Genomic DNA, 19820 nt, shown 5'->3' on the forward strand with positions numbered 1-19820 from the left:
CCCGCACCTGCCACCGATCAGATAGGGTCTTCGATCGACCGGGCCAGCTCCGTGAAAAGTTTCGGGCCGGTCTCGGTCATGTACCAGCAGTCTTCCATCCGGATGCCGAACTCGCCGGGAATGTAGATGCCCGGTTCGTCGGAGAAACACATGCCCGGCGCCAGCGGTGTGGCGTCGCCATGCACGAGATAGGGCGGCTCGTGTCCGTCCAGCCCGATGCCGTGGCCCGTGCGGTGGGAAAGACCGGGCAGGCGGTAGCCGGGGCCCCAGCCTTCCTTTTCGTAGTAGGCGCGCACGGCATCGTCGATCGCGCCCACCGGGGTGCCCGGCTTGGCGGTGGCCAGCGCAAGCTCCTGGCCCCGCTTCACGGTGTCCCAGACCTTTCGCTGTTTCGCGGTCGGCTGACCCATCACCCACGTGCGCGAGATGTCGGATTGATAGCCATGCACGGTGCAGCCCACGTCCATCAGGATGACCGAGCCCTCGCGCAGCGTCTGCGGCTGGTGCGAGCCGTGCGGATAGGCGCTGGCCTCGTTGAGCAACACAAGGGCGAATCCCGGCTCGCCGCCCAGGGCCACGGTGGCGGCGTTCGTCATCGCGGCGATCTCGTCCGGGCGCATGCCGATGCGGACGTTGCCATGGACGTGGCGCAACGCCGCCAGGGTGACGTTGTTGGCGACTTGCATCAGCGCGAGCTCGGCCGGCGACTTGATCAGCCGGACGGCTTTCACCAGCGCGTCGCCGGACACCACTCGATAGGCCCCGGCGCTTGCCTCGCGCACGCCATCGACGATGAACAGACGCGTGGTGGATTCGAATGCGATCGGGCCGGAGGTCACACCGCGGTCACGCAGCGCGCCAACCAGGCGTACGAACGGGCTCTCATGCTCATTCCAGGGCCGCACGTCGCCGCCCACCGCCAGGGTTTCGCGGACCGAGGGCTCTTCGAAGGCCGGGGTCACGACGACGACATCGCCCCGGGCCGGGATCACCGCGGCCGTCGTACGCTCCGAGCGATGCCACTGGACGCCGGTGAAGTAATCCAGGCTCGAGCCCGACTCCAGGATCAGGGCACCGATCTTCTGGTCGACCATCAGCCGTTGCAGCTTGGCGATCCGCGCCAGGCGCTCCTCCACCGAGATCGGCTTGGCGCCAGCGGTCAGGGAGGCCAGTCCGCTCACCCCGGCAGGCGCAGCCTGAGCCGACCGGCCGGGCAGCATGAGGCCGGTGGACGCGGCACCGGTGGCAGCCACTGCTGCGAAGAGAAAGTCGCGACGACGCATGGGGACTCCGGACCGATGCCAAGGTGCTTCGCAGTATGAGGCCGAGTGGGCGACGCGACTGCCCTGCCCGTGTCGGGCTTGAATGGCCAGTTAGGCCTCAGGCTTGGTGTGCCTGGAGCCTTGCCAGGTCACTGCCACAGACACTGCTGCCAAACAGGGGAGCAAGACAAATGACAGAAAGGCGGACGCGCCAGTCGCAACAGCGGCCACGATCGCCGCAGTCCACAGGACTACATTGCTCAGGACATGCATCTGCTTCATTGGAATCCCTGCTAGTGATCTGTGGGGGACCTTAGCGCCTGAAGCAAGCCGAGCCGCGAAGCGGCTTGGGCTTGAATGAACTTCTAGATTTCACCAGCCCCGAAGAACGAGGTGATGTCGAAGTAGACGTGTCGCTTCTCGCCGGATGGCAACGTAACTTCGAATGCGTCGTAGATGCGGGAGCCGGAGATGAGTGATTGAGACTCCAGTTTTGCGCCGGGCAAGTTCTGCCTGATCCAGGCGTACTCAGCCGGAACGCCTTCCATGGAGCTGCGGGCGCCAGAGATGATCACGGCCTGCTGTGTGCTTGTGCCATCTCCTCCGGAATACTGGATGGATGACTGTCCAGTTGCTGATGAATTCGGACGGGTCGTCTGGCAAGCAGAGAGCCCCATGAGAATGCAAACTGCCAGAACTGCTGTGAGACGCATCGGACTCCCCCGTGAAATCTAACGCCTGAAGTAGGGCCGAGCCGCGAGCGGCTTCGGCTTGAGTGGGTTATTGGGCACCGCTGGCAGCGTCTAGCGGACATCCTGCCTTGTCATAAGGGTGTCGGCATGCCGATGGACGACACGCCAGCCTTCAGGACCGCGCCGAAAGATAATGGTGGCTCGATAATCCCGCCTGGCAGGCTCCTGCTGTCCTGGGCGGTGGTAGCGAATATGCTCGTACCGCACGATGTAAGCGAAATCTCCGCTAACCGTCGTTTGGATCTGCTCGATGGTTCTGGTGCCGGTCGTGCCCTTGAACTCGGAGCTCGCCCAATCGAGCCTCGAGCTGACGTTGCGCCACCCTTTCGCTGTGGTGCCACCAGCAGCGCCCGACAACGTTACGTCATCCGAGTGTGACCAAAGCGCCTTAACCGCCTCGGGTTTGCCGTTATAGAACAGTTCTGCAGCCTCGGCATACTGGTCGAGCATGGTCTGTAGTTCTTTGTCAGGAGCCGGTTGCACTGACGTTTCTGCAGCGAGACCAATTGGCGTCACGGCCAGGAGGGCGGCTGCGAAAACAACGGATCGCAACGATTTCATGCTCTTCTCCTGTGGTGGTTGGTACGGCGCCTAACGCCTGAATCAAGCAGAGCCGCGAAGCGGCTTCCGCTTGAATGAATTGCTAGACCGCGCCCTCACTGCTCATCCTCCGGTCGCAATGGAGAATGTAACCAGTCAAACGCGGTCAGAACCTCTTTGGCCAGTGCATCGAACTCCTCGCGGTAGTGATGCTCATGCGGTGCCGGAACGTCAGGCCGTCCGGGGCTAAAGCCCATAGACCTTAGAGTGGAAGAGTACCGGTCAAGTGGGCCGTAGCCGAACACTTGGTTATGCCGGTCCCACACAACAGTGGCCTTGCCCCCCGGAGAGTGTGCCCAGAGGTCAAAGCGTGCATCTGCGGAGAGAAACGGAGCAAACCGGGTCAGAAACTCTTTGACCAGGGCCAACGACAAGGCTGGGCTTTGGTAGCGGCCAGGCAGCGCCTCTCCGCGAGGAGTGTGAAGCACATACAGCAAGTAATACGGTGGCTCCGAGCACTCAACCAACCGCTCAAACACGACGGGGTCGCCGCCGGGAGCGCCCGCAGTTACGCGCTCACCGACGTCGAACACGGGCAGGTGCGAGTGCGCAATCCACTCGCCGTTAACAAGGTGGCCGAGACGGTACATAGCGGTCTAACGCCTGAATTAAGCCGAGCCGCGAAGCGGCTTCCGGTTGAATGAATTGTTAGATGGCAGCCTTACACGGAACCAGCGGCGGCGGATTACCCAGATCGTGACTGACCGGGCGCGCGGAGTCATACAGATTGAGCGCCAGTACCCGCCGTGCGCTGGACCCGCTGGGTCGACCACGATGGATAACGCCGGCCGGCAACACTAAGGACTGGCCGGGACCAAGACTATGGCTGCGCTCGGGTGTTTCCAAGCACTGCTCGCCAGCGACAACGTAGAACGCCTCTGGGCCTGAGTGAGTGTGGACGGGCGTAGCGGTTCCAGGCTCAAGCATGGAGGACAGTACCCGCATTGAATAACGCTCCCCGGCAGGCATTTCGAGAGGACCTATCCACGCTACATGGTGGCCGCCGTGATGTGATTCAGTCCGAGTTTCGACCGCCATGAGCCACACGGAGCCATGTGCCTCAGCAGCGACGCCGTCAGGGCCGGCCACTTTTGTTGCAGCCTCGAGGGAATCGAAACGATCAAGATGCCAGTACATGGGCTTGTTTATGGGCCCATGCAGAGGCCTATTCGCCAGAATTGTGCAACCGACTTCCCCTCGCCGTTCCGGAGAATCTTCGGTGCACCTTACGGAAGGTCGCTGTGCCGCAGAGGCAAGCCCGCAGACTGTCAAGATGATGAGAAGCATGCGACTCATGTGTCTCTCCTCTCGTTTCGGGCAGGGTTGCCGCCATCCGACTGACACGTAGCCTTCACTCTCACTGCCATCTAGCGCCTGAATTAAGCCGCGCCACGAAGCGGCTTCGGCTTGAATGAATTGCTAGCTTCCATGGGCCGTGAAGCATAGGGCGGCAAACGGAGCCAGATTGAATAGCAGGATGCCAATCTTATAGATGGCCATTCCGCTGTAATGAGCGACGTCGAAGCTCTCTGGAGCGAGCTTGAACCAGCGGGTATGAAGCCCAAAAAGCCAACTGCGACCGAAGACAAAGACCACGAACCAAACGAGCAGAACGCCGTAGTTGACGACCAGACACCACAGCAGGAACTCTTTCAGCATTCCAATGCTCATTGGCCACTCCCCTTGGTAGCTAACGCCTGAACTAGGCCGAGCCGCGAAGCGACGTCGGCTTGAATGAATTGTTGGGCGCGCAGCGAGCACGCCACAGAAAGTGGAAAGCGCAAGCGACGGGACCACCAAAGCCCCAATGGCGGACGAGCACGTCCCGAGTGGCCTCAACGAGCGGCACGCCGGTGGAACCGGTCACGAAGTCCGCGACGGTGCCGTAGAGCAGCACGACGGAGAACGGAAGCATTGCTACCAACCCGCAGACGAGGAGCAGCGAGGATATCCAGTAGGAGCCCCGTGAAACCGGGAATGACAGTACAGCCGCGATCGCCAAGCCTGCGATTCCCGCGAATGCACCAAGATGGACGACGCCACCAAACGCCCGCGCCATAGGCAGCACGAAAACGGCTGGCGCGAGGCCAACTGCGAAATAGACCAGACGTCGCCAAGTCTGTGTCATGCGCGCCTAACGATGGAGTTCAGCCGTGGCGCACGAGGAGCGAAGCGACGAGGGCGACGTCGGTTGCAACGAGTTGTCAGGCGGCATCTGCACCTCCACTTGAATCTTGTTGCTGCAGAAATTTTGCCGCGCTAGCTATGGGTACGATACGCGTCCATTTCGGTATACGGATCGCGAGCGAATATGTCTTCTACCCATTCTATAAACTCTGGCTGAAAGTAGCGCTTTCGCTGACGCCAATATAGATGCATCCCAGGTAGATCATTGGCCGCGTGCAGCGCCGTGCCGATTGAGTCTCGTAGCCCAATGTCCAGCGTTCCCACCTGGGCCAGAAAGAAGCATCTTTGAACGCCAAGGAAGAAGCTATGCATCATCATCAGGAACTGGTACTGCGCTTCCCGTGACAAGGTCTCTGGGTAGGTTAATCCGTCCAAAAACAGCTTGGCGGCAGCGGGATTGCTGCCGAGTTCCAGATAGAAGGCCTGCATCGCGGTTGTCGCGTCTGTGACCGCCGCTGACTTGGATGCGCGTGCGGCATCCCTTATCTGAATCGACAGGTAGAGCAACGTAATAACGATCGCAATCGCGCTGACGATTTCCGCGAGTCTACCGAGCTGTTCAAGCAACATTATGTTGAGCCCGAGTTTTGGCGTTGACGATAGCGCAGGTGGGATCTGTGACGCCTAACGCCTGAATTAAGGGGAGCCGTGAAGCGGCTTCGGCTTGAATGAATTGTCAGGCCGCGCCTTTAGCGACCATCCATGTTGCGGATCAAGTGAACCATAGACTCTTCACTGCGCTGCATATCACGCGGATTGGATAGCTTTGCATGGTTGCTAAGTAGCACTAGCAGTTCGACCAGGCGGGCGTTAACAGTGTCGGGTTCGGGAGACCAAGTCTCTCCGCACCCAGCCCGTGGAGACGAGAAGCGGTAGGAAACACCATCTACTCCGCGGCGATCTGTCTGACTGGCACCTGCTATGGCGCCGGCGTAGATTTCCTCAATGCGGCTGGCTAGCTCTGGGCTGATTGCAGCTCGATTCGTTCTGGTCTCTATGCGTGGCGATGCGAAGCTGCCGTATGAGTTGGCTTCGCCCCAAAAGGAAGACTTGAACTCGACAAAGTAGACATCCGAGCCAACTATGCGAACCCCAGACTCAGCCCAGAACGAAGGTAGGGTGGTCAATGACAAAGAAGGGGTTTGGCCCACGGCATTGTCGATAACCCTATCGACGCCGCGATAGTAGCCAGCCAGGAACTCAGGCTGACGACATGGCTCAAGTGTCTGTGCGTATGACCGCCCGCACAGAAGTGCGCTGACGAGAATCAACAGCAGCGATGCTTTTTTCATGCCGCCTGATGCCTGAGTTGAGCCGTGCCGCGAAGCGGCTTCGGCTTGAATGAATTGTTAGACCCTTATGGCCGCGCCTGCCGGACCGCCGCTATAACGGCATGCCCGGCGTGGAAGAGAGGCGAGAGGCTATCCCGCTCCTCGCCTAGCTCAGCCTCAGGTGCGGCATACGATCGAACGCCGTCAAACGTAAGAAAAAAGAACTGCGTTTGGCCCACCGCAGGCGGTTGCATGGAGGCAGCGGGATGGGCTGCCCCTAGAAGGCGATTACCCCAGCCAATGAACTGCTGGCTTGCCTCACGCACCTGCGCCTTTTCCCCTGCGCCGATGACGCCGCCGCCGGTACTGAAGTAAAGGCTGGTTGTGCCGTCGGCAAGGACTACGAGGGTGTAGTAACCGGCATCCATGCCGGTCTCCATGACCATGCCCCAAGCTTGGTGTGGGAAGTTCTGTGGGGATAGGCCGATCTCGGTAGGCGAGAGGTTGAGCACCATTGAGCGTAGATCGCTCGTGACAGGCGCGGGCGTCTGGTCTGGCGGGCGCGCTACCGCTTGGCCGAAACCAAAGATTGAGAGCAAGGCCACCAGGATCTTCCGCATAAGGTCTAACGCCTGAACTAAGCCGAGCCGCGAAGCGGCTTCGGCTTGAATGAATTGTTAGCGCTCATTGACCGAGAGCTCAGCTTTGAGAGCTTGTGCCGTCTCGATGAGCTGTGGAGCCACCTTGAGCATTCTCTCCTTCTCTTCCAGTGCGTCCGCAAGGACGGCTTGGCCACCGCCACCATCTGCCGTGTCAGGCCTCTTGGGCGCAGAGTCAATCGCGAGCAAAACCCAGGCAAGCCCCCGCGCTTGATCTTTCCCGATTCCAGCACCATCGAAATAGGCGATGCCTAGATGAGTCTGGGATTTCGCAAATCCGACCTTGGCGGCTTCCGCCCACAAACGAACCGCTTCAGCTTTGTCCTCGCGCCCCGCAAGGCCGGTGTATAGCAGATAACCGAGATTATTCTTTGCCGGGATAACGCCCAAGTCAGACGCTCTGCGCCACATCTTTGCGGCGTTCTCGTAACTCTTCGGGATAGCTGTGCAGCGCCCAGTGTAGAAGGCGACACCCAGATCATAGGCCGACCGAGGGTCATCGAGAGCAGCGTGAACTGCGAGTTCTGTAATGCCGTCGCACCGGTCATCGGCGAGAGCAGAAAGCGAAAACAAGAGAAGGATGGATGCGACTACATTCTTCATGAGCGCTAACGCCTGAATTAAGCCGAGCCACGAAGCGGCTTCGCCTTGAATGAATTGTTAGGGTGCGGAGCCTTACAGAGAAACATAGCCGCCCCTTCTGTAGGCAAGCCAGCCAAAGGGCACCAACGTAACGAGAAACGCAACGAGCAAGAGCGGCCTACTAGCACCGACAGGAAGAGCCCCGGTTTGCTCAAGAGCAATGATGAGCCCCAGGACAACGGCGCATAGTGCTAGGCCACCGAAGAACCAGTGCCAAGTGACCCTACTAGCTTTGAGCAAAGTGCGGCAGTGCGGGCAGCACCACCTGAAGGCATTGTGAGATCTGCACCACTCGCCGAAACCAATTGTCTGTTGCTCGCACTCTGGACAACGCATGGCTGCACCCTGACTACCCATTAGACGGACCCGCCGGTCCGGTTATACATCCAGCGCAAGACCCGCCGAATGTGGGCCAACGCGTTGATCTGACCTGAGATTAAGGATCCCGGGTCCAGCTAACAAGCCGACGCATAACCGGACCCGGCGGGTCAGTGCGGTGGCGAGAGCAGCACCGCTGCGCGGACCGGGGCGAGGCGCGCAGGCCGCTCTAGCGGTTCCACGTACTGCCGGCCCTGCCCCGCCCGATCGACGCGGTCGCCCGGGCGACGACCGGCCGATTTCCACGCAGGTTTGCGTTGGCCTTGGCGGCTACTGATCGCATGCTGGAGGCATCGCAATGATGAAAGAAGTGGCACTTGCCATCGCTTGCGGCATTGCCTGCACCGCGGCAAACGCCGGCGACACTCTGGTGGAACAGGTTCGCCAATGGCGCTCGGAACACGAGCCGGCGCTCGTGCGGCAGCTCTCCGAGTTCGCCGCGATTCCGAGCGTCGCCGAGGACGCCACTGGCCTCGACGCCATGGCCCATCGCCTGCAGGCCGAGCTTTCGCAACGCGGGTTTCAGGCGCAGCTGTTGCAAGGCGGTCCGGGTGTGCCGGCGCTCGTGTATGGCGAGTTCAACGCGCCCGGTGCCAAGCGGACGGTGGTGTTCTACGCCCATTACGACGGCCAACCCGTCAACCGCGCCGAGTGGGAGGCGGACCCGTTTGCGCCGGTATTGCGCGGCGCACCGAACCCCAAGGCGCCGCCTGTCGACCCGGGCAATCTGCGTCCACCGTTCAATCCGGAATGGCGACTGTTCGGCCGCGCTGTCAGCGACGACAAGTCGTCGATCACCGCATTCCTTGCAGCGTTTGACGCACTGAAGGCGCTGGGGCGAGCACCATCCGTCAACATCAAGGTGTTCTGGGAAGGCGAGGAGGAATTGGGTTCACCGCATCTGGCCGACCTGCTTCGCCGGAACCGGTCGCTACTCACTGCCGATCTGTGGTTGATCGGCGATGGGCCCATGCATCAGTCACGCCGGCCCACGCTCTACTTCGGCGCACGCGGGATGATTGGAGTGAAGGCAACGGTCTACGGTCCGCTCCGGCCGCTGCATAGCGGCCACTACGGCAACTGGGTGCCCAACCCGGCCTACCAGGCGGCGGAGCTGGTCATGGACCTGCGCGCGCCCGACGGCAGCATCCGCGTCCCCGGCTTTGATCGCGACGTGCGACCACTGACCACAGCAGAACGGGAATCCATCGCTGCACTGCCGCCGGTGGAGCCGTCGCTGAAGCGGGAGTTCGGCATCGCACAGGGCGAAGGCAGCGACGGCCTGACCGCGAGCACCATGCGCCCCGCGCTCAATGTGGTTGGCCTCCAAGCGGGTGGCCCCGGCCGAGCTATCCCCGCGACGGCAGAGGTGAGTCTGGATTTCCGTCTGGTTCCCGACCAGACGCCGGAGCGTGTGCGCGAACGGGTGGAGAAACGGCTGCAAGACCTCGGCTGGACGGTGCTGCAGGCGGAGCCCGATGAGGCCACGCGCAGCAGCAAGTCCAAGCTGGTGAAGCTCGATTGGGGCCCCGGTTATCCTGGCTACCGCGCCGACATGACCCAACCCGCTTCGCGCGCCGTGCTGGCTACCGCGCAGCGCGCCGCCGCTGGCCCCGTCGCCGTGCTGCCCATGATGGGAGGCAGCGTTCCGATCTATCTCTTCACCCAGATACTGGACGTTCCGGTCATCGGCCTGCCCATCGCCAACCATGACAACAACCAGCACGCCGCCAACGAGAACGCCCGACTGCAGAATCTGTGGGACGGAATAGAGACCTACTCCGCCATGCTCGGCGAGCTCAACTGGTAAAGCACCGGACGTCAGGTCCCGCCAGGTGCCGTCTCTGGCACGCGACAGAAATCTTCAAACGCCTTCTGCGTGTTGTCGAAGGCGCGCTGCTTCGCGAGTTCCCATGGCCTTTCACACTGCTGGGTCTTTGCGCACCAGGAGTAGCCGGCAGACGGAATGCAACCATGAGGGTCGCGGTCCGAACCGGGTGCGGGCTGTGGCTGCGGTTCACCGCTTGAGCACGCGACCAGAGAAGCGAAGCCGAGCAGACCAAAGAGGTGCGAGCGCTTCATACGACTCCCTCCGAGCTGGAATTGGGTCAGGCTCATCCAGCGTCAGCCGATGAATGAGCCTGATCTACTAAAGAGCGGGCAGACGCCCTTTACCATGACCGCTTCAGGCCCAAAGCGGCAATAGCACCGAACGCGGCCTCTTCGCGTTCCGTTCGAGCGGCACCCGGCCATCGGCCGGGTGCCGGGAGGACTCGATCAGAAGCGGTAGTCGAATCCCAGGGTGACGTAACGCCCGCGCAGGTCGTACTGAGTGATGTCGTACGGCACGCGCAGACCCGCGAAACCGGCAGGATCGTACGGCGGCTCCTCGTCGAAGAGGTTCTGCACCTTCGCGTACAGCGTCCAGCCTTCGAACCCCTTGTAGCCGACGTACAGGTCGAACTGGTTGCCCGCATCCACGCGCGCGGGGATGCCCGGTCCGATGACGGTGCGCTGGTCGTAACCACCCGTGTAGTACCAGGTGAGGCTGGTGCTGACGTCGGCGATGTCCCAGCCGAGGGAGGTCGTGGCCTTGTTGCGCGGCAACGCGGGGCCGAGGTTGCTGCCCGCGTAGTCCACAGGTGGCCCGCCAACTGTCGCCGGCCGCTTGTACTCCAGCACGTGCGTGTACACGCTCGACAGGTTGAAATCGCCGGCCGATGCAGTGCGCCAGCGCTGGCTCAGTTCGACGTCGATGCCGGACGTCTCCAGCTCGCTCAGGTTCTGGTAGCGGTTGTAGACCGCCACCAGCTTGCCGTTGGCATCGCGAATCACGTCGCTCGGGTCGTTGCGGTTGACGATGGCGGTGGTGTTGTTCGTGCCGATGAGGTTGTCGAGCTTGATGCGGTAGTAGTCGACGCTCACGCTGGTGTTGGCCAATGGCGACAGCACGAAGCCCAGGTTGTAGCTGCGCGTGCGCTCCGGGTCCAGGTCGCTGTTGCCGACGGTGAAGAATGTCGGCCGCTGCGTGGAGTTCGGCAGGTTCGGATCGTACGGGTCGACGACTGCGCCGTAGGAGATGTTGGTGCTGTCCGCGTTCTCCGACAGCGACGGCGCGCGGAAGCCGCGCGAAGCCGCTGCGCGCACCAGCAGCCAGTCGAGCGGCTGCCAGCGCAGGCTGGCCTTGGGCGAGAACGCGTTGCCGAAATCGCTGTAGTGATCGCCGCGACCGGCCAGCTGCACTTCCAGCGACGACGCCAGCGGCACGTTGAACTCGGCGTACACGGCGGCAACGTCGCGTTGACCGTCCACTTCCGCGATGGCCGGGCGGATCTGCAGGCCTGCGTCGATCTGCCACGGATTGCTCGAGCGCAGTTTCTCTTCGCGCCACTCGGCACCCGCGGCGAAGCCGACGCTGCCCGCGGGCAGGTCGAACAGGTCGCCGGTGACTTTGAAGTCGACGCCGTTGAGCTCCGATTCGGCCGGACGCACCGTGCTGAGGTTGATCGAGTCGATCACCGCCTGTGGCGTCGCCGACGGATTCAGCAGGTTGTAGCTGCCATCCGCCAGCGCGGCGGCCAGGCCGTAGCGGTTGGCGAAGCCGGCGGTGACCGTCTCGCGCTCGCGGCTCTTGGACGCGAACACCGTGCTCTCCCAGTCCCAGCGATCGGTGCGGCCGCGCACGCCGCCAAGCACCCGGTAGAAATGCGAGGTGTTGATCTTCTTCGACTGGCCGAGATCGAAGAACGTGTACTCGATCGGTGTATCCACGCCGAACGGGTTGTACGGATTGCCAGCCGGAAGTACCGCGGGCACAGGTTCGGCCAATCCCGTTTGCGCATTCAGCGCGAAGCGCCCGCTCTCCAGCGTGAAGTAAGGACTGGAGCCGAAGATCGAATCGCCGCGGATATAGCTGTAGAGCGCTTCGCCGAACACCTCCACGTCGTCCGTCGCAAGGTAAGTGCCTGTTACGTACGCCTGATAGCGCTCTGTGCCGGGGATCAGCGTCGTGTACGGCGCAACGTTGAACGCGCACGTGTTGCCGGCGCGGCCGTCGATCGGCGCGCTCGCGGTCAGCACCGTGCCCTCGGGGCAGTTGCCGTTCGCGTCGAGCAGCGGGATCGATGCACCGTTGGCGCCCAGCAGGCGCGCGCCCTTCGCCGACCAGCCGTTCCAGCGCCCGCCGGGCTTGTCGCTGTAGATGCCCGACTTCGTCAGGTCGCGCTCGTCCTGGTCGAGGCGGTCGCGCTGGAAATACTCGAAGCTGTAGAGCACGTTGAATCGGTCGGCTTCGAGATCGCCGACGCCGCCGACCAGCGTGAAGTGGTTCTGGTCCGCGCCGCCTTCGGTCGATGTGCCGACGCTGGCGCCGACCTCCACGTCCTGTGCGTTCTGCCGCGTGATGATGTTGATCACGCCCGCCACGGCGTCGGAGCCGTATACGGCCGATGCGCCGTCCTTGAGTACTTCGATGCGCTCTACCGCAACCAGCGGCAACGCGTTGAGGTTCACGAACGTGTCGGACAGGCCGCCCTGCGGGAAACCGTAGTTGGCAAGACGGCGTCCGTTGAGCAGCACCAGCGTGTTCTTCTGCGACAGTCCGCGCAGGCCGATGCCGGCTGCGCCCGACGCCCAGCCGTTGTTGTAGGTCTCGTTGTAGGCGTTGCCGGTGTTGGCGGAGATGGAGCGCAGCACGTCGGCAACGGTCTGCTTACCGGACTGCTCGAGTTGGACGCGGTCGATGACCTGGACGGGGCTGGGGCCTTCGGCGTCGGTGCGTTTGATGTTGGAGCCGGTGACCACGACCGCATCGAGCGTCTTTCCGGCAGGAGCTTCGGATTGGGCGAGCAGAGTTCCCGGTACGAGTGCCACGGCGATCGCCGCGGCCAGAGGTGCAGCTTTGCGCATTGCGAACAGACAAGTCAGTGGGCGGCACAGTAGGCCACACCCCATTCAGCCAACATAATGAAGGAACGGAATGGGGTCATGCGACATGCTTACTGCTGCGCCTTCATCGAAACGAATGCAACGGTGAAGTCCGCAGTGACGTACCCGGCAAGGCCGAAGGTCGCACCCGCGTTGCTCGCACGAGCCTCATCCGGTGACAAGGCCGGGGGTATAGTCCGGCCATGTGCTATTCCGCCCAGATCCGCCAGGACTACAAGAAGTACGTCAGAGCGTACGGCGCTGATATCAGCATCCGCGACTTCGTTCGCCTGTACTGGGAGAGGAATGGAAGCCCCCAGATTAAGATCCCCAAGGCGATGGACGCCGCGTTCGCCACGCCGCAATCCGAGGACGAGCGCGAGATCCGAACGCTGATCAATGAGTTCAACGCCCAGCAGGCGGCCAAGCTGGAGCAGGAGCTGTTCAAGCAGACCAAGCGCCGCGCCGACGCCGAGCGCACGTTGCAGACCAAGACGACGAAGAAAGCGCAGGAAGACCTGCGCATCTCAACCGACAAGATCGAGTGGGCGAAAGGCAAGCTCTCGGACCTGCGCCGCACCCAACTGATCGACGAGGATGAGCGGATCTTCCCGGGCTGGTACGCGCCGGTGCTGATCGTCGAGAACGGCCGGCGCGTGGTGAAGCCGATGCGCTACCAGTGCAGGCTGGCCGGCAAGTCCGCCGACTACGACCGGCTATACCCCGGCACCTACAACGCGCGTCGCGACAACCTGGAAGGATTCTGGGGCGACACGTTCGGCTACACCCATGGCATCACCGTGGTCAGCGCGTTCTACGAGAACGTCAGCCGGCATAAAGCCGAAGGCCGCGAACTGGCGCCCGGAGAGAGGGACGAGAGCGTCGTGTTGGAGTTCCGGCCATCGGAGCCGCAAGACATGCTGGTCGCTTGCCTGTGGTCGCATTGGCGGGGCCGCGGCAACGAGCCCGATCTGCTGTCGTTCGCGGCGATCACCGATGACCCGCCGCCCGAGATCGCGGCCGCCGGCCACGACCGCTGCATCATCCCGATCAAGCCCGAGCACATCGACGCCTGGCTCAATCCGGACCCGAAGAATCTCGCGGCGCTTTACGCGATCCTCGACGATCGGTTCCGTCCCTACTACGAGCATCGGTTGGCGGCATAGCGAATCAGCGGTGCGGGCATCCGGGCCAACAGCACGGCCTGCGCATGCCGCCTCGCATCTTGTCGATACCGACCTCGATGCGACGCTGCCTGGTCGCTTCCTGCTTGGGCGAAGTGACCCAACAGATCCACTCGTTCCGCGCCAACGGGGTGATATCGGCCCAGAGGCCCTTGGCCGTGGCATCAGATTCGATGGCTTTCCGGAAATCAGCAGGCAGCTTATGAACCGTGCCGTCCGCGAGCTTTTGAGTGGTCATGGGTCAATGGCTCGAATGAATTGTTAGGCGGCAATGATGTGCTACGACCCCTTGTAAACAATCGCAAGCTTCGCGCTGGGGTCCTGCACGATCAAGTTGCCGCCCTCAATGCAGTAATTGTGCGCGCCTGGAGCGCCATTGATCTCCAGCTTGTAGCAGTTGTCAGCCTCTCCGACGACCTTGTAGTTGCGGGCAATGGCCTCCGGGAATCCAGCGATCCTGATAATGAGCGTATCGCCCGTGATCTCGAGCTGCCCCCCATCATAGATCTCGCGAATTTGAGGTGACTCCGAATCCGGGATGCCAGCTTCCTTCGCCTTTCCAATAGTTGCTTCAACGTCTACCGCCCACTTTCCTTGCAAGGAAGGAGTTCGGCCACAGGCGGCAATAGCAAGAGCCGAGACGACAAGCAGCAAGGGCAATAGGAGATTTGGTCTTTTCATTCCGTGAGTACCTGATAAGTAATGGTGTGCCGCCAAAAATCTGAATCAGGCCGACCCGCGACGTACCTTCGGCTTGGATGAATTGTTAGCGCTCATTGAAAACATCCGTCCGGAATGACCAATGGGCACGAGGCTGGTACTGCTACTTTTGGCGACTGAAGCGAATAGCAGCGGTACTTTGGCTTTTCAGCTTCATGGCCCAGGAAAGTTCGGAGCATGACCTGTGCATCCGAGGCTGAAGCTTGGCATGGCCAGCCTGGAAGGGTCAGTGTCTTGACTGCCCTTACGCGGCCGCCGGGGACTCTTGAAAGCACGTACACGCTGCCGCGATTCTCCTGGAGATGAGCAAGGCCAGTTACCGCGACAACTCCAAACGGCATATTGAAGATGCCCTGGCTGTTGTCAGCTATCAACTGATACTCGGACCCATCGCGCTCCCGGAAGGTCACTTCGCCTCCCCACTCGCCCAAGTCCTTGCCGTTGACTGTTCCGTCGAACGATTGGAGTGAATGGTTTGGCACAGCGCGAGCGAGTCTCTCCTTCTCTTGTCGTTCCGCCTGTGCACGCAAATCTTCTCGGGAAGAACCGCAGCCTATACAAGCGAGCACAAGAATCGCGAGCATGTACCTCATGAGTTTTAGCGCCTGAACTGAGCCGAGCCGCGAAGCGGGCTCGGCTTGAATGAACTGTCAGGCGATCGGGCTGCGAATACCATGGCTAAAGTGCCTCGGGCGCGCTGTGAGGCTGATAGAGCATCGGTGTTTCATCAAACGCTACCCATCCGAACTGGTCGCAAAGCCTTTGCACGAGCGGGGTGTAATCCGAGCGAAGGGAGCAGCGGAGCGCGAGTGATTGAGTGGCGCCCTCGCCGGGCTGAGCGAACTCAACCCATCCCTCGCCCGTCTCCCCAGACGCCTCTGTAGAAGATGACCAGACCAGAGTAGGCAAAGCCTGTTTCAGGCAGGCGGCTACTTCCTTGGAGTCGATAGGCGAAACGGATTCCGCAGTCAGGGCGCGCCCGGAGAGCGGCAGTTGGGTGGGTTTCAGAAAGAGGTACGACTTCGCCATACAACCTCCAACCGACGCAAAACGTCTGAATCGAGCCGACCCGCGAAGCGGTTCGGCTTGAATGAATTGTCAGGCACGCCCTGAGGGGCTGACACCTTTGCGCACAATCCTATGGTACTCAAACGTGCCGACGGCGCCGTGGTAGTAGAAGAAGCCGAAGATCAGTGAAAGCACCAGCCCTTGCGGCTGACCTGCCTCCACCATGATGAGAATTTTGGATACAACAAAATAGACGAGCATCAGCACGGAACAGACGCGACTCTTCTTGTAGATGCCAAATGCAAGTCCAAAAATGAGAGCGGCATCGACCGACTCCAATGCCGAGTAGCCAAGGATGCTCTTGCCTGAGATCGCGAGAAGCGAGAGTGCAAGGGTAAAGGCCCCAGTGATCGCTGCCGTTATCCAGGCATACCTGATCTTCTTTAGAACGTCCTCGGGAATCTTCGGTGCAGCGACGTCGCCGACGGCCGCAGCTGGTGCTGCATATGGATTCTCAATCACGTGACCCCCTTGATCGCGCCTAACGTCTGGGTAATGCCAAAGCCGAGCCACGAAGCGGCTTCGGCTTGAATGAACGGTTGGACCGCGTCACCTGACGCTGGCCGCATCAAAGTGGGGATTCTCGATGATGCCGAACCTGTTTCCGAACGGGTCTGTTACCGCTGCGACCCTGATGCCGCCGCCAACGTCCGTGACTGGGTCGAGCGAGGTGGCACCGAGCTCAATAAGCCTGGCATAGGCTTGCGATGCGTCCAGCACACCCCAAAGGGCCTGTGGCCCGTCAACGCCGGGTTGGCCATCGGGAATCAAGCCAAGCTCAAATCCTCCGACGTTGAACCCAACGTAGAACGGTTCATCAAAGTAGGGCTGCAGGCCAAGAACCTGGGCGTACCAGTCCTTTGCAGCCGCAAGATCATGTGCAGGGTAGATCGTCGTACGTAACCCAAGGATCATTTTCCTTCCCTCTGAATCAGTTGACGGTGATGCTGATCAGCGGCCTAGCGCCTGAATCAAGCCGTGGCCGCGAAGCGGCTTCGACTTGAATGAATGGTCAGGCGGATGACCCGCTACCGCCACGCGAGAATGGTAGCTTTGATGCCCAAGGCCTGCTCAATGCGGGCGATGCACTTGGGCTTGGGACTGACCAGATAGCGCTCGGAGCTCAGCCGAAGCACCGGAAGGTCCACATGGTGATCCGTGTATGCAATGGCCCATGGCGGCGCGAAGCCGCGCGCGGAAAGCATTGGGATCTTGTTGGGGCCGAAGCAATGCTGATCCCGCACCAGGCCGCCGAGGAACGGACGAAGCGTAGAGGCCACCAACGGCACATGGCCGAACCCGGCGTGCCTCAGCAGGGCCTGGGCCAACGCCTCCACGCAGCCGGTAGCGATAACGACTTGATCGCCTTGATCCATATGGGCCTGCAGTTGCTCCGTAGCGGCGGGCAGAAATACAGAGGCATGCCCCATGGGTAGGGACTGAATGTGTTCGTCGGCAAGTACGGACAGGGAGTCGGACGAGCGGCCCAGCGTTGCGACCCATACAGCAAACCGGATGGGCCATTTCCGAGTGGATCTCGCCAACAGGAGTGGCCCCAGTATCGGAAGGGCGACAAGAATCAAGGCGAAGCGCCATGGGTCACGACGAAGCATCCACCGAAAGAAGCGGTCCGCGGTATCCCACCGTGTCAGGGTGAGATCGAAGTCGAACACAACGACACGCGACTCTTGATTCATCCACCTAACGCCTGAATTAAGCCGAGCCGCGAAGCGGATTCGGCTTGAACGACGTCAAGCAACCGGCGGAGAAGATCATCTCCTTCAGCAGAATTGGAGAGTAGGTAATCCCCGGACCAGTTGTCCCAGCCTGCATCCAGCGTCAGTTCCCCCTGCTGAAAACCTTGGCGCACCCCCTCACCCGTGCCCGCTACTACCACCTGGCCCGTCCGGCTAAACCCGAGATCAATCTCCAGGTAGTTGGATATGGCCGACCAAAGCGCTGAGTCGTATGTGCCAAACTCGAGCGTGAGGTGTCCGTTAGCTGCAGTGTGAAGTGATGGTTGCATGTGGGCCTAACGCCTGAACTAGGCCGAGCCGCGAAGCGGCTTCCCCTTGAGTGAATTGTTCGGCCTCAACATTGTCACGGTGCTTGCTTCGTTGTGCTGGTCTTTGAGAGCGCGATCAGCTCATCAGCGGTCATGCCATTGACACGATCCTTGATTAGCACGATCGACGGATTGCGGAGCTCGGGGCGAGTCATGGCCTCCTTAGCACTACCGACGCCATCCATCACTATCAGCAGCATCGCCACCTGAAGATCCATGCGCTTCTCAGGGGCGATTTGCTCCACCATCCGGTTGAAGCTTTCGTTGGCCGACTGATCAGTCGTTCCATCAATGCGCACTGGATCCGCAGCAGACGCGCTGAGCGAGGCAACGAGCACGAAGCATGCCGCCAGAGATTCCATCACCTTCCTAACCATAACGCCCTCCATTTGTCTGGCTTGAGGCCTAACGCCTGAACTAAGCCGAGCCGGGAAGCGGCTTCGGCTTGAATGAGTTGTCAGGTGCCACCTACGACACCATTTGGATCCAGAAAAAACATTCGCTTCCAGCCCTGCGTTGCGCTGCTTATCCGCCACGGTCTCGGCAACAGCGACGTGATGGCGTAGTGCAGGTGCGGGGGCTTTCCGGCTGCATTGCCAGAAGTGCCGACGTCCCCAACACGCTGGCCGCGTGACACGAACGAAAGCGGCGACACATGCCACTGACTAAGGTGCGCAAAGTAGTGGAAGTGCCAGCGAGGCCCAAGAATGATAATGGCTCGGCCACCGATCCCCATATCCCCACGAAACAGCACGATGCCGCTAACTGGTGCGACGACGGGCCTGCCGTCAGGAGCGAAGATGTCTATCCCTTTGTGTACGCCAGACTGGCCCCACGGCTCATACCAGAAAGACTGGGAGTTCCAGTCGCGCGTCGATGCGCCTTGCACCGGGATGATTGCGCGCTCGGGAATCAAGTAACCGACGGCAAGCACCGCAATCATCACTGCGAGTGAGGCTTTGAATATTCGTGTTTTCCAGAATCGCATCTGCGGCACCTGACTACCTGTTAGACGGACCCGCGGGTCCCGTTATACGTCCAGCTAGCCTCGCCCGATTACATCTCAGGCGTGGAATCCGCAATCGTTTCGATGGCGGCGTCCGCATCGCGCTTTTGCTTCCGAAGCTCGTCTGCGGAGACCGTCGACATCGGTGTCTTCGCACAGTGATCGATGTACGTGCCAGAGGGCTTGTCGATCACTTCATGGCAGGCGTCGGCATACGTGGCTACCTTCGAGTCCGTCACCGCTTGGACCGGCACGACGGTAGCCGGCGCTCCCGAGGGTTGCGACCGCGCCACCGGTGGCGGGGTGAGGATGGCCGTGATGTAGCGCGTGAACAGCCACCCTATTGCAGCCAGAAGTGACACGGTCAACGCCAGTCCCAGCAGCTTCATCACCAGCAGCGTCCCGAAGCTGCGGGCCGCCACCCGCCGATGACCACCAGCGGTCCCGTAACGAATGCGGTCCTCTGCCGACAGCAGGCGCTCCCCTACCCGCCTTGCGACGAGTGAGCCGGTGCCGCCTTCCCCGCCCATGCGGATGGAATCGAACGCTGACGGCTCCGGCTCGCGCACTGGCCCGAGCATCACCCGCAATTCGTCGCCATCGATCAGGTGCACATGGCCCAGGCGCGTCGCGGCTTCGATGGCCGCCTTGGTGAACTCGCCACTCGTCGCCAGGATGGCGCCCGTCGCGCCCTCGTTGACCATCAGCCCCAGCAACTCGTGCACGGCGTTGTGCGGCACCTTCATGGCGTTCCAGTGCTTGCACTGCACCACGATGTACTGCTCGCCGCGACGCAGCTTGAGGTCGATACCGCCGTCGAACTTGGCGCCGGTCGCGCCGGTTCCGACGTGCTCGACCTGATATCCCTCGCTGCGGTAGTAGGCCGCCAGCAGCGTTTCGAGGTGATCCCAGCCGACGCGCGCCAGGGCGTCGTCACGGCGCTGGGTTACCCGCTTGAGTCCTTTCATTCCGCCCCCTGCGGAAGTCCGTCGACCGGATGGTAGCGCCCAGTGGCGCACCCGGTAAGGGCGAACAGCTCCGGCGTGCGCTTTGCTGGCCGGACCGCCCGAGCGGCGCTTGGAGCTCCGAGCTCCATCGAC

Annotated in this window: 24 protein-coding genes; 2 read left to right on the forward strand and 22 right to left on the reverse strand. The window is 61.5% G+C overall.

Features of this window, described 5'->3' with window-relative positions; all coding sequences use genetic code 11:
* Positions 1–17: 17 nt before the first annotated feature.
* The 11 genes from IU514_RS05135 to IU514_RS05185 all read right to left on the reverse strand — a co-directional run bounded on the left by IU514_RS05135 (position 18) and on the right by IU514_RS05185 (position 7334).
* Complete coding sequence (locus IU514_RS05135) at positions 18–1253, reverse strand: M24 family metallopeptidase (RefSeq protein WP_324187786.1); 1236 nt, start codon at positions 1251–1253, stop codon at positions 18–20.
* 374 nt (positions 1254–1627) lie between these two features.
* Complete coding sequence (locus IU514_RS05140) at positions 1628–1975, reverse strand: hypothetical protein (RefSeq protein WP_194930035.1); 348 nt, start codon at positions 1973–1975, stop codon at positions 1628–1630.
* A 90-nt stretch (positions 1976–2065) separates the two neighbouring features.
* Positions 2066–2575 carry a nuclear transport factor 2 family protein gene (locus tag IU514_RS05145; RefSeq protein ID WP_194930036.1) on the reverse strand — a complete coding sequence of 170 codons (510 nt, stop codon included), beginning with the start codon at positions 2573–2575 and terminating at the stop codon, positions 2066–2068.
* 95 nt (positions 2576–2670) lie between these two features.
* On the reverse strand, positions 2671–3204 hold the full coding sequence (locus IU514_RS05150; RefSeq protein WP_194930037.1) for a hypothetical protein: 534 nt from the start codon (positions 3202–3204) through the stop codon (positions 2671–2673).
* Between the two features lie 58 nt (positions 3205–3262).
* Positions 3263–3910, reverse strand: a complete 648-nt coding sequence (locus IU514_RS19220; RefSeq protein WP_425492003.1) for a cupin domain-containing protein — start codon at positions 3908–3910, stop codon at positions 3263–3265.
* Between the two features lie 123 nt (positions 3911–4033).
* On the reverse strand, positions 4034–4285 hold the full coding sequence (locus tag IU514_RS05160) for a DUF6868 family protein (RefSeq protein ID WP_194930039.1): 252 nt from the start codon (positions 4283–4285) through the stop codon (positions 4034–4036).
* Positions 4286–4316: 31 nt separating this feature from the next.
* Complete coding sequence (locus IU514_RS05165) at positions 4317–4742, reverse strand: hypothetical protein (protein ID WP_194930040.1); 426 nt, start codon at positions 4740–4742, stop codon at positions 4317–4319.
* Positions 4743–4873: 131 nt separating this feature from the next.
* Positions 4874–5371 (reverse strand): hypothetical protein, encoded by a 498-nt coding sequence (locus tag IU514_RS05170; protein ID WP_194930041.1) that lies wholly within the window; start codon positions 5369–5371, stop codon positions 4874–4876.
* Positions 5372–5490: 119 nt separating this feature from the next.
* Positions 5491–6093 carry a hypothetical protein gene (locus IU514_RS05175; protein ID WP_194930042.1) on the reverse strand — a complete coding sequence of 201 codons (603 nt, stop codon included), beginning with the start codon at positions 6091–6093 and terminating at the stop codon, positions 5491–5493.
* 65 nt (positions 6094–6158) lie between these two features.
* Positions 6159–6692, reverse strand: a complete 534-nt coding sequence (locus IU514_RS05180; protein WP_194930043.1) for a hypothetical protein — start codon at positions 6690–6692, stop codon at positions 6159–6161.
* 57 nt (positions 6693–6749) lie between these two features.
* Positions 6750–7334, reverse strand: coding sequence for a tetratricopeptide repeat protein (locus IU514_RS05185; protein WP_194930044.1), 585 nt, complete (start codon positions 7332–7334; stop codon positions 6750–6752).
* A 715-nt stretch (positions 7335–8049) separates the two neighbouring features.
* Between IU514_RS05185 and IU514_RS05190 the strand changes: the two genes are divergently transcribed.
* Positions 8050–9561, forward strand: a complete 1512-nt coding sequence (locus tag IU514_RS05190; RefSeq protein ID WP_194930045.1) for a M20/M25/M40 family metallo-hydrolase — start codon at positions 8050–8052, stop codon at positions 9559–9561.
* A gap of 467 nt (positions 9562–10028) precedes the next feature.
* On the opposite strand, the gene IU514_RS05195 is transcribed toward IU514_RS05190, so the two are convergent.
* Positions 10029–12659, reverse strand: a complete 2631-nt coding sequence (locus tag IU514_RS05195) for a TonB-dependent receptor plug domain-containing protein (RefSeq protein ID WP_194930046.1) — start codon at positions 12657–12659, stop codon at positions 10029–10031.
* A gap of 221 nt (positions 12660–12880) precedes the next feature.
* On the opposite strand from IU514_RS05195, the gene IU514_RS05200 reads away from it, so the two are divergent.
* Positions 12881–13843, forward strand: a complete 963-nt coding sequence (locus tag IU514_RS05200; RefSeq protein WP_194930047.1) for an SOS response-associated peptidase family protein — start codon at positions 12881–12883, stop codon at positions 13841–13843.
* A gap of 4 nt (positions 13844–13847) precedes the next feature.
* On the opposite strand, the gene IU514_RS05205 is transcribed toward IU514_RS05200, so the two are convergent.
* The 10 genes from IU514_RS05205 to IU514_RS05250 form a co-directional block, all read right to left on the reverse strand.
* Positions 13848–14099, reverse strand: a complete 252-nt coding sequence (locus tag IU514_RS05205) for a YdeI/OmpD-associated family protein (RefSeq protein WP_194930048.1) — start codon at positions 14097–14099, stop codon at positions 13848–13850.
* A gap of 41 nt (positions 14100–14140) precedes the next feature.
* Positions 14141–14542: a hypothetical protein gene (locus IU514_RS05210; protein ID WP_194930049.1), complete on the reverse strand. Its 402-nt coding sequence runs from the start codon at positions 14540–14542 to the stop codon at positions 14141–14143.
* A 717-nt stretch (positions 14543–15259) separates the two neighbouring features.
* A complete protein-coding gene (locus tag IU514_RS05215; RefSeq protein WP_194930050.1) occupies positions 15260–15610 on the reverse strand; it encodes a hypothetical protein in 351 nt (116 codons plus the stop codon).
* 69 nt (positions 15611–15679) lie between these two features.
* Positions 15680–16111, reverse strand: a complete 432-nt coding sequence (locus tag IU514_RS05220) for a hypothetical protein (protein WP_194930051.1) — start codon at positions 16109–16111, stop codon at positions 15680–15682.
* An 87-nt stretch (positions 16112–16198) separates the two neighbouring features.
* Positions 16199–16564: a VOC family protein gene (locus IU514_RS05225; protein ID WP_194930052.1), complete on the reverse strand. Its 366-nt coding sequence runs from the start codon at positions 16562–16564 to the stop codon at positions 16199–16201.
* A 113-nt stretch (positions 16565–16677) separates the two neighbouring features.
* Complete coding sequence (locus tag IU514_RS05230) at positions 16678–17346, reverse strand: HAD family hydrolase (protein WP_194930053.1); 669 nt, start codon at positions 17344–17346, stop codon at positions 16678–16680.
* Positions 17343–17675: a hypothetical protein gene (locus IU514_RS05235; RefSeq protein ID WP_194930054.1), complete on the reverse strand. Its 333-nt coding sequence runs from the start codon at positions 17673–17675 to the stop codon at positions 17343–17345. The genes IU514_RS05230 and IU514_RS05235 overlap by 4 nt, the downstream gene beginning before the upstream one ends.
* Positions 17676–17749: 74 nt before the next feature.
* A complete protein-coding gene (locus IU514_RS05240) occupies positions 17750–18076 on the reverse strand; it encodes a hypothetical protein (protein WP_194930055.1) in 327 nt (108 codons plus the stop codon).
* 95 nt (positions 18077–18171) lie between these two features.
* A complete protein-coding gene (locus tag IU514_RS05245) occupies positions 18172–18702 on the reverse strand; it encodes a M23 family metallopeptidase (protein ID WP_194930056.1) in 531 nt (176 codons plus the stop codon).
* Positions 18703–18770: 68 nt separating this feature from the next.
* Positions 18771–19688 carry a restriction endonuclease gene (locus IU514_RS05250; RefSeq protein ID WP_194930057.1) on the reverse strand — a complete coding sequence of 306 codons (918 nt, stop codon included), beginning with the start codon at positions 19686–19688 and terminating at the stop codon, positions 18771–18773.
* Positions 19689–19820: the final 132 nt, after the last annotated feature.

Origin of the sequence: Lysobacter niastensis (assembly GCF_015453285.1) — a bacterium.
Classification (GTDB): domain Bacteria; phylum Pseudomonadota; class Gammaproteobacteria; order Xanthomonadales; family Xanthomonadaceae; genus Lysobacter_J; species Lysobacter_J niastensis.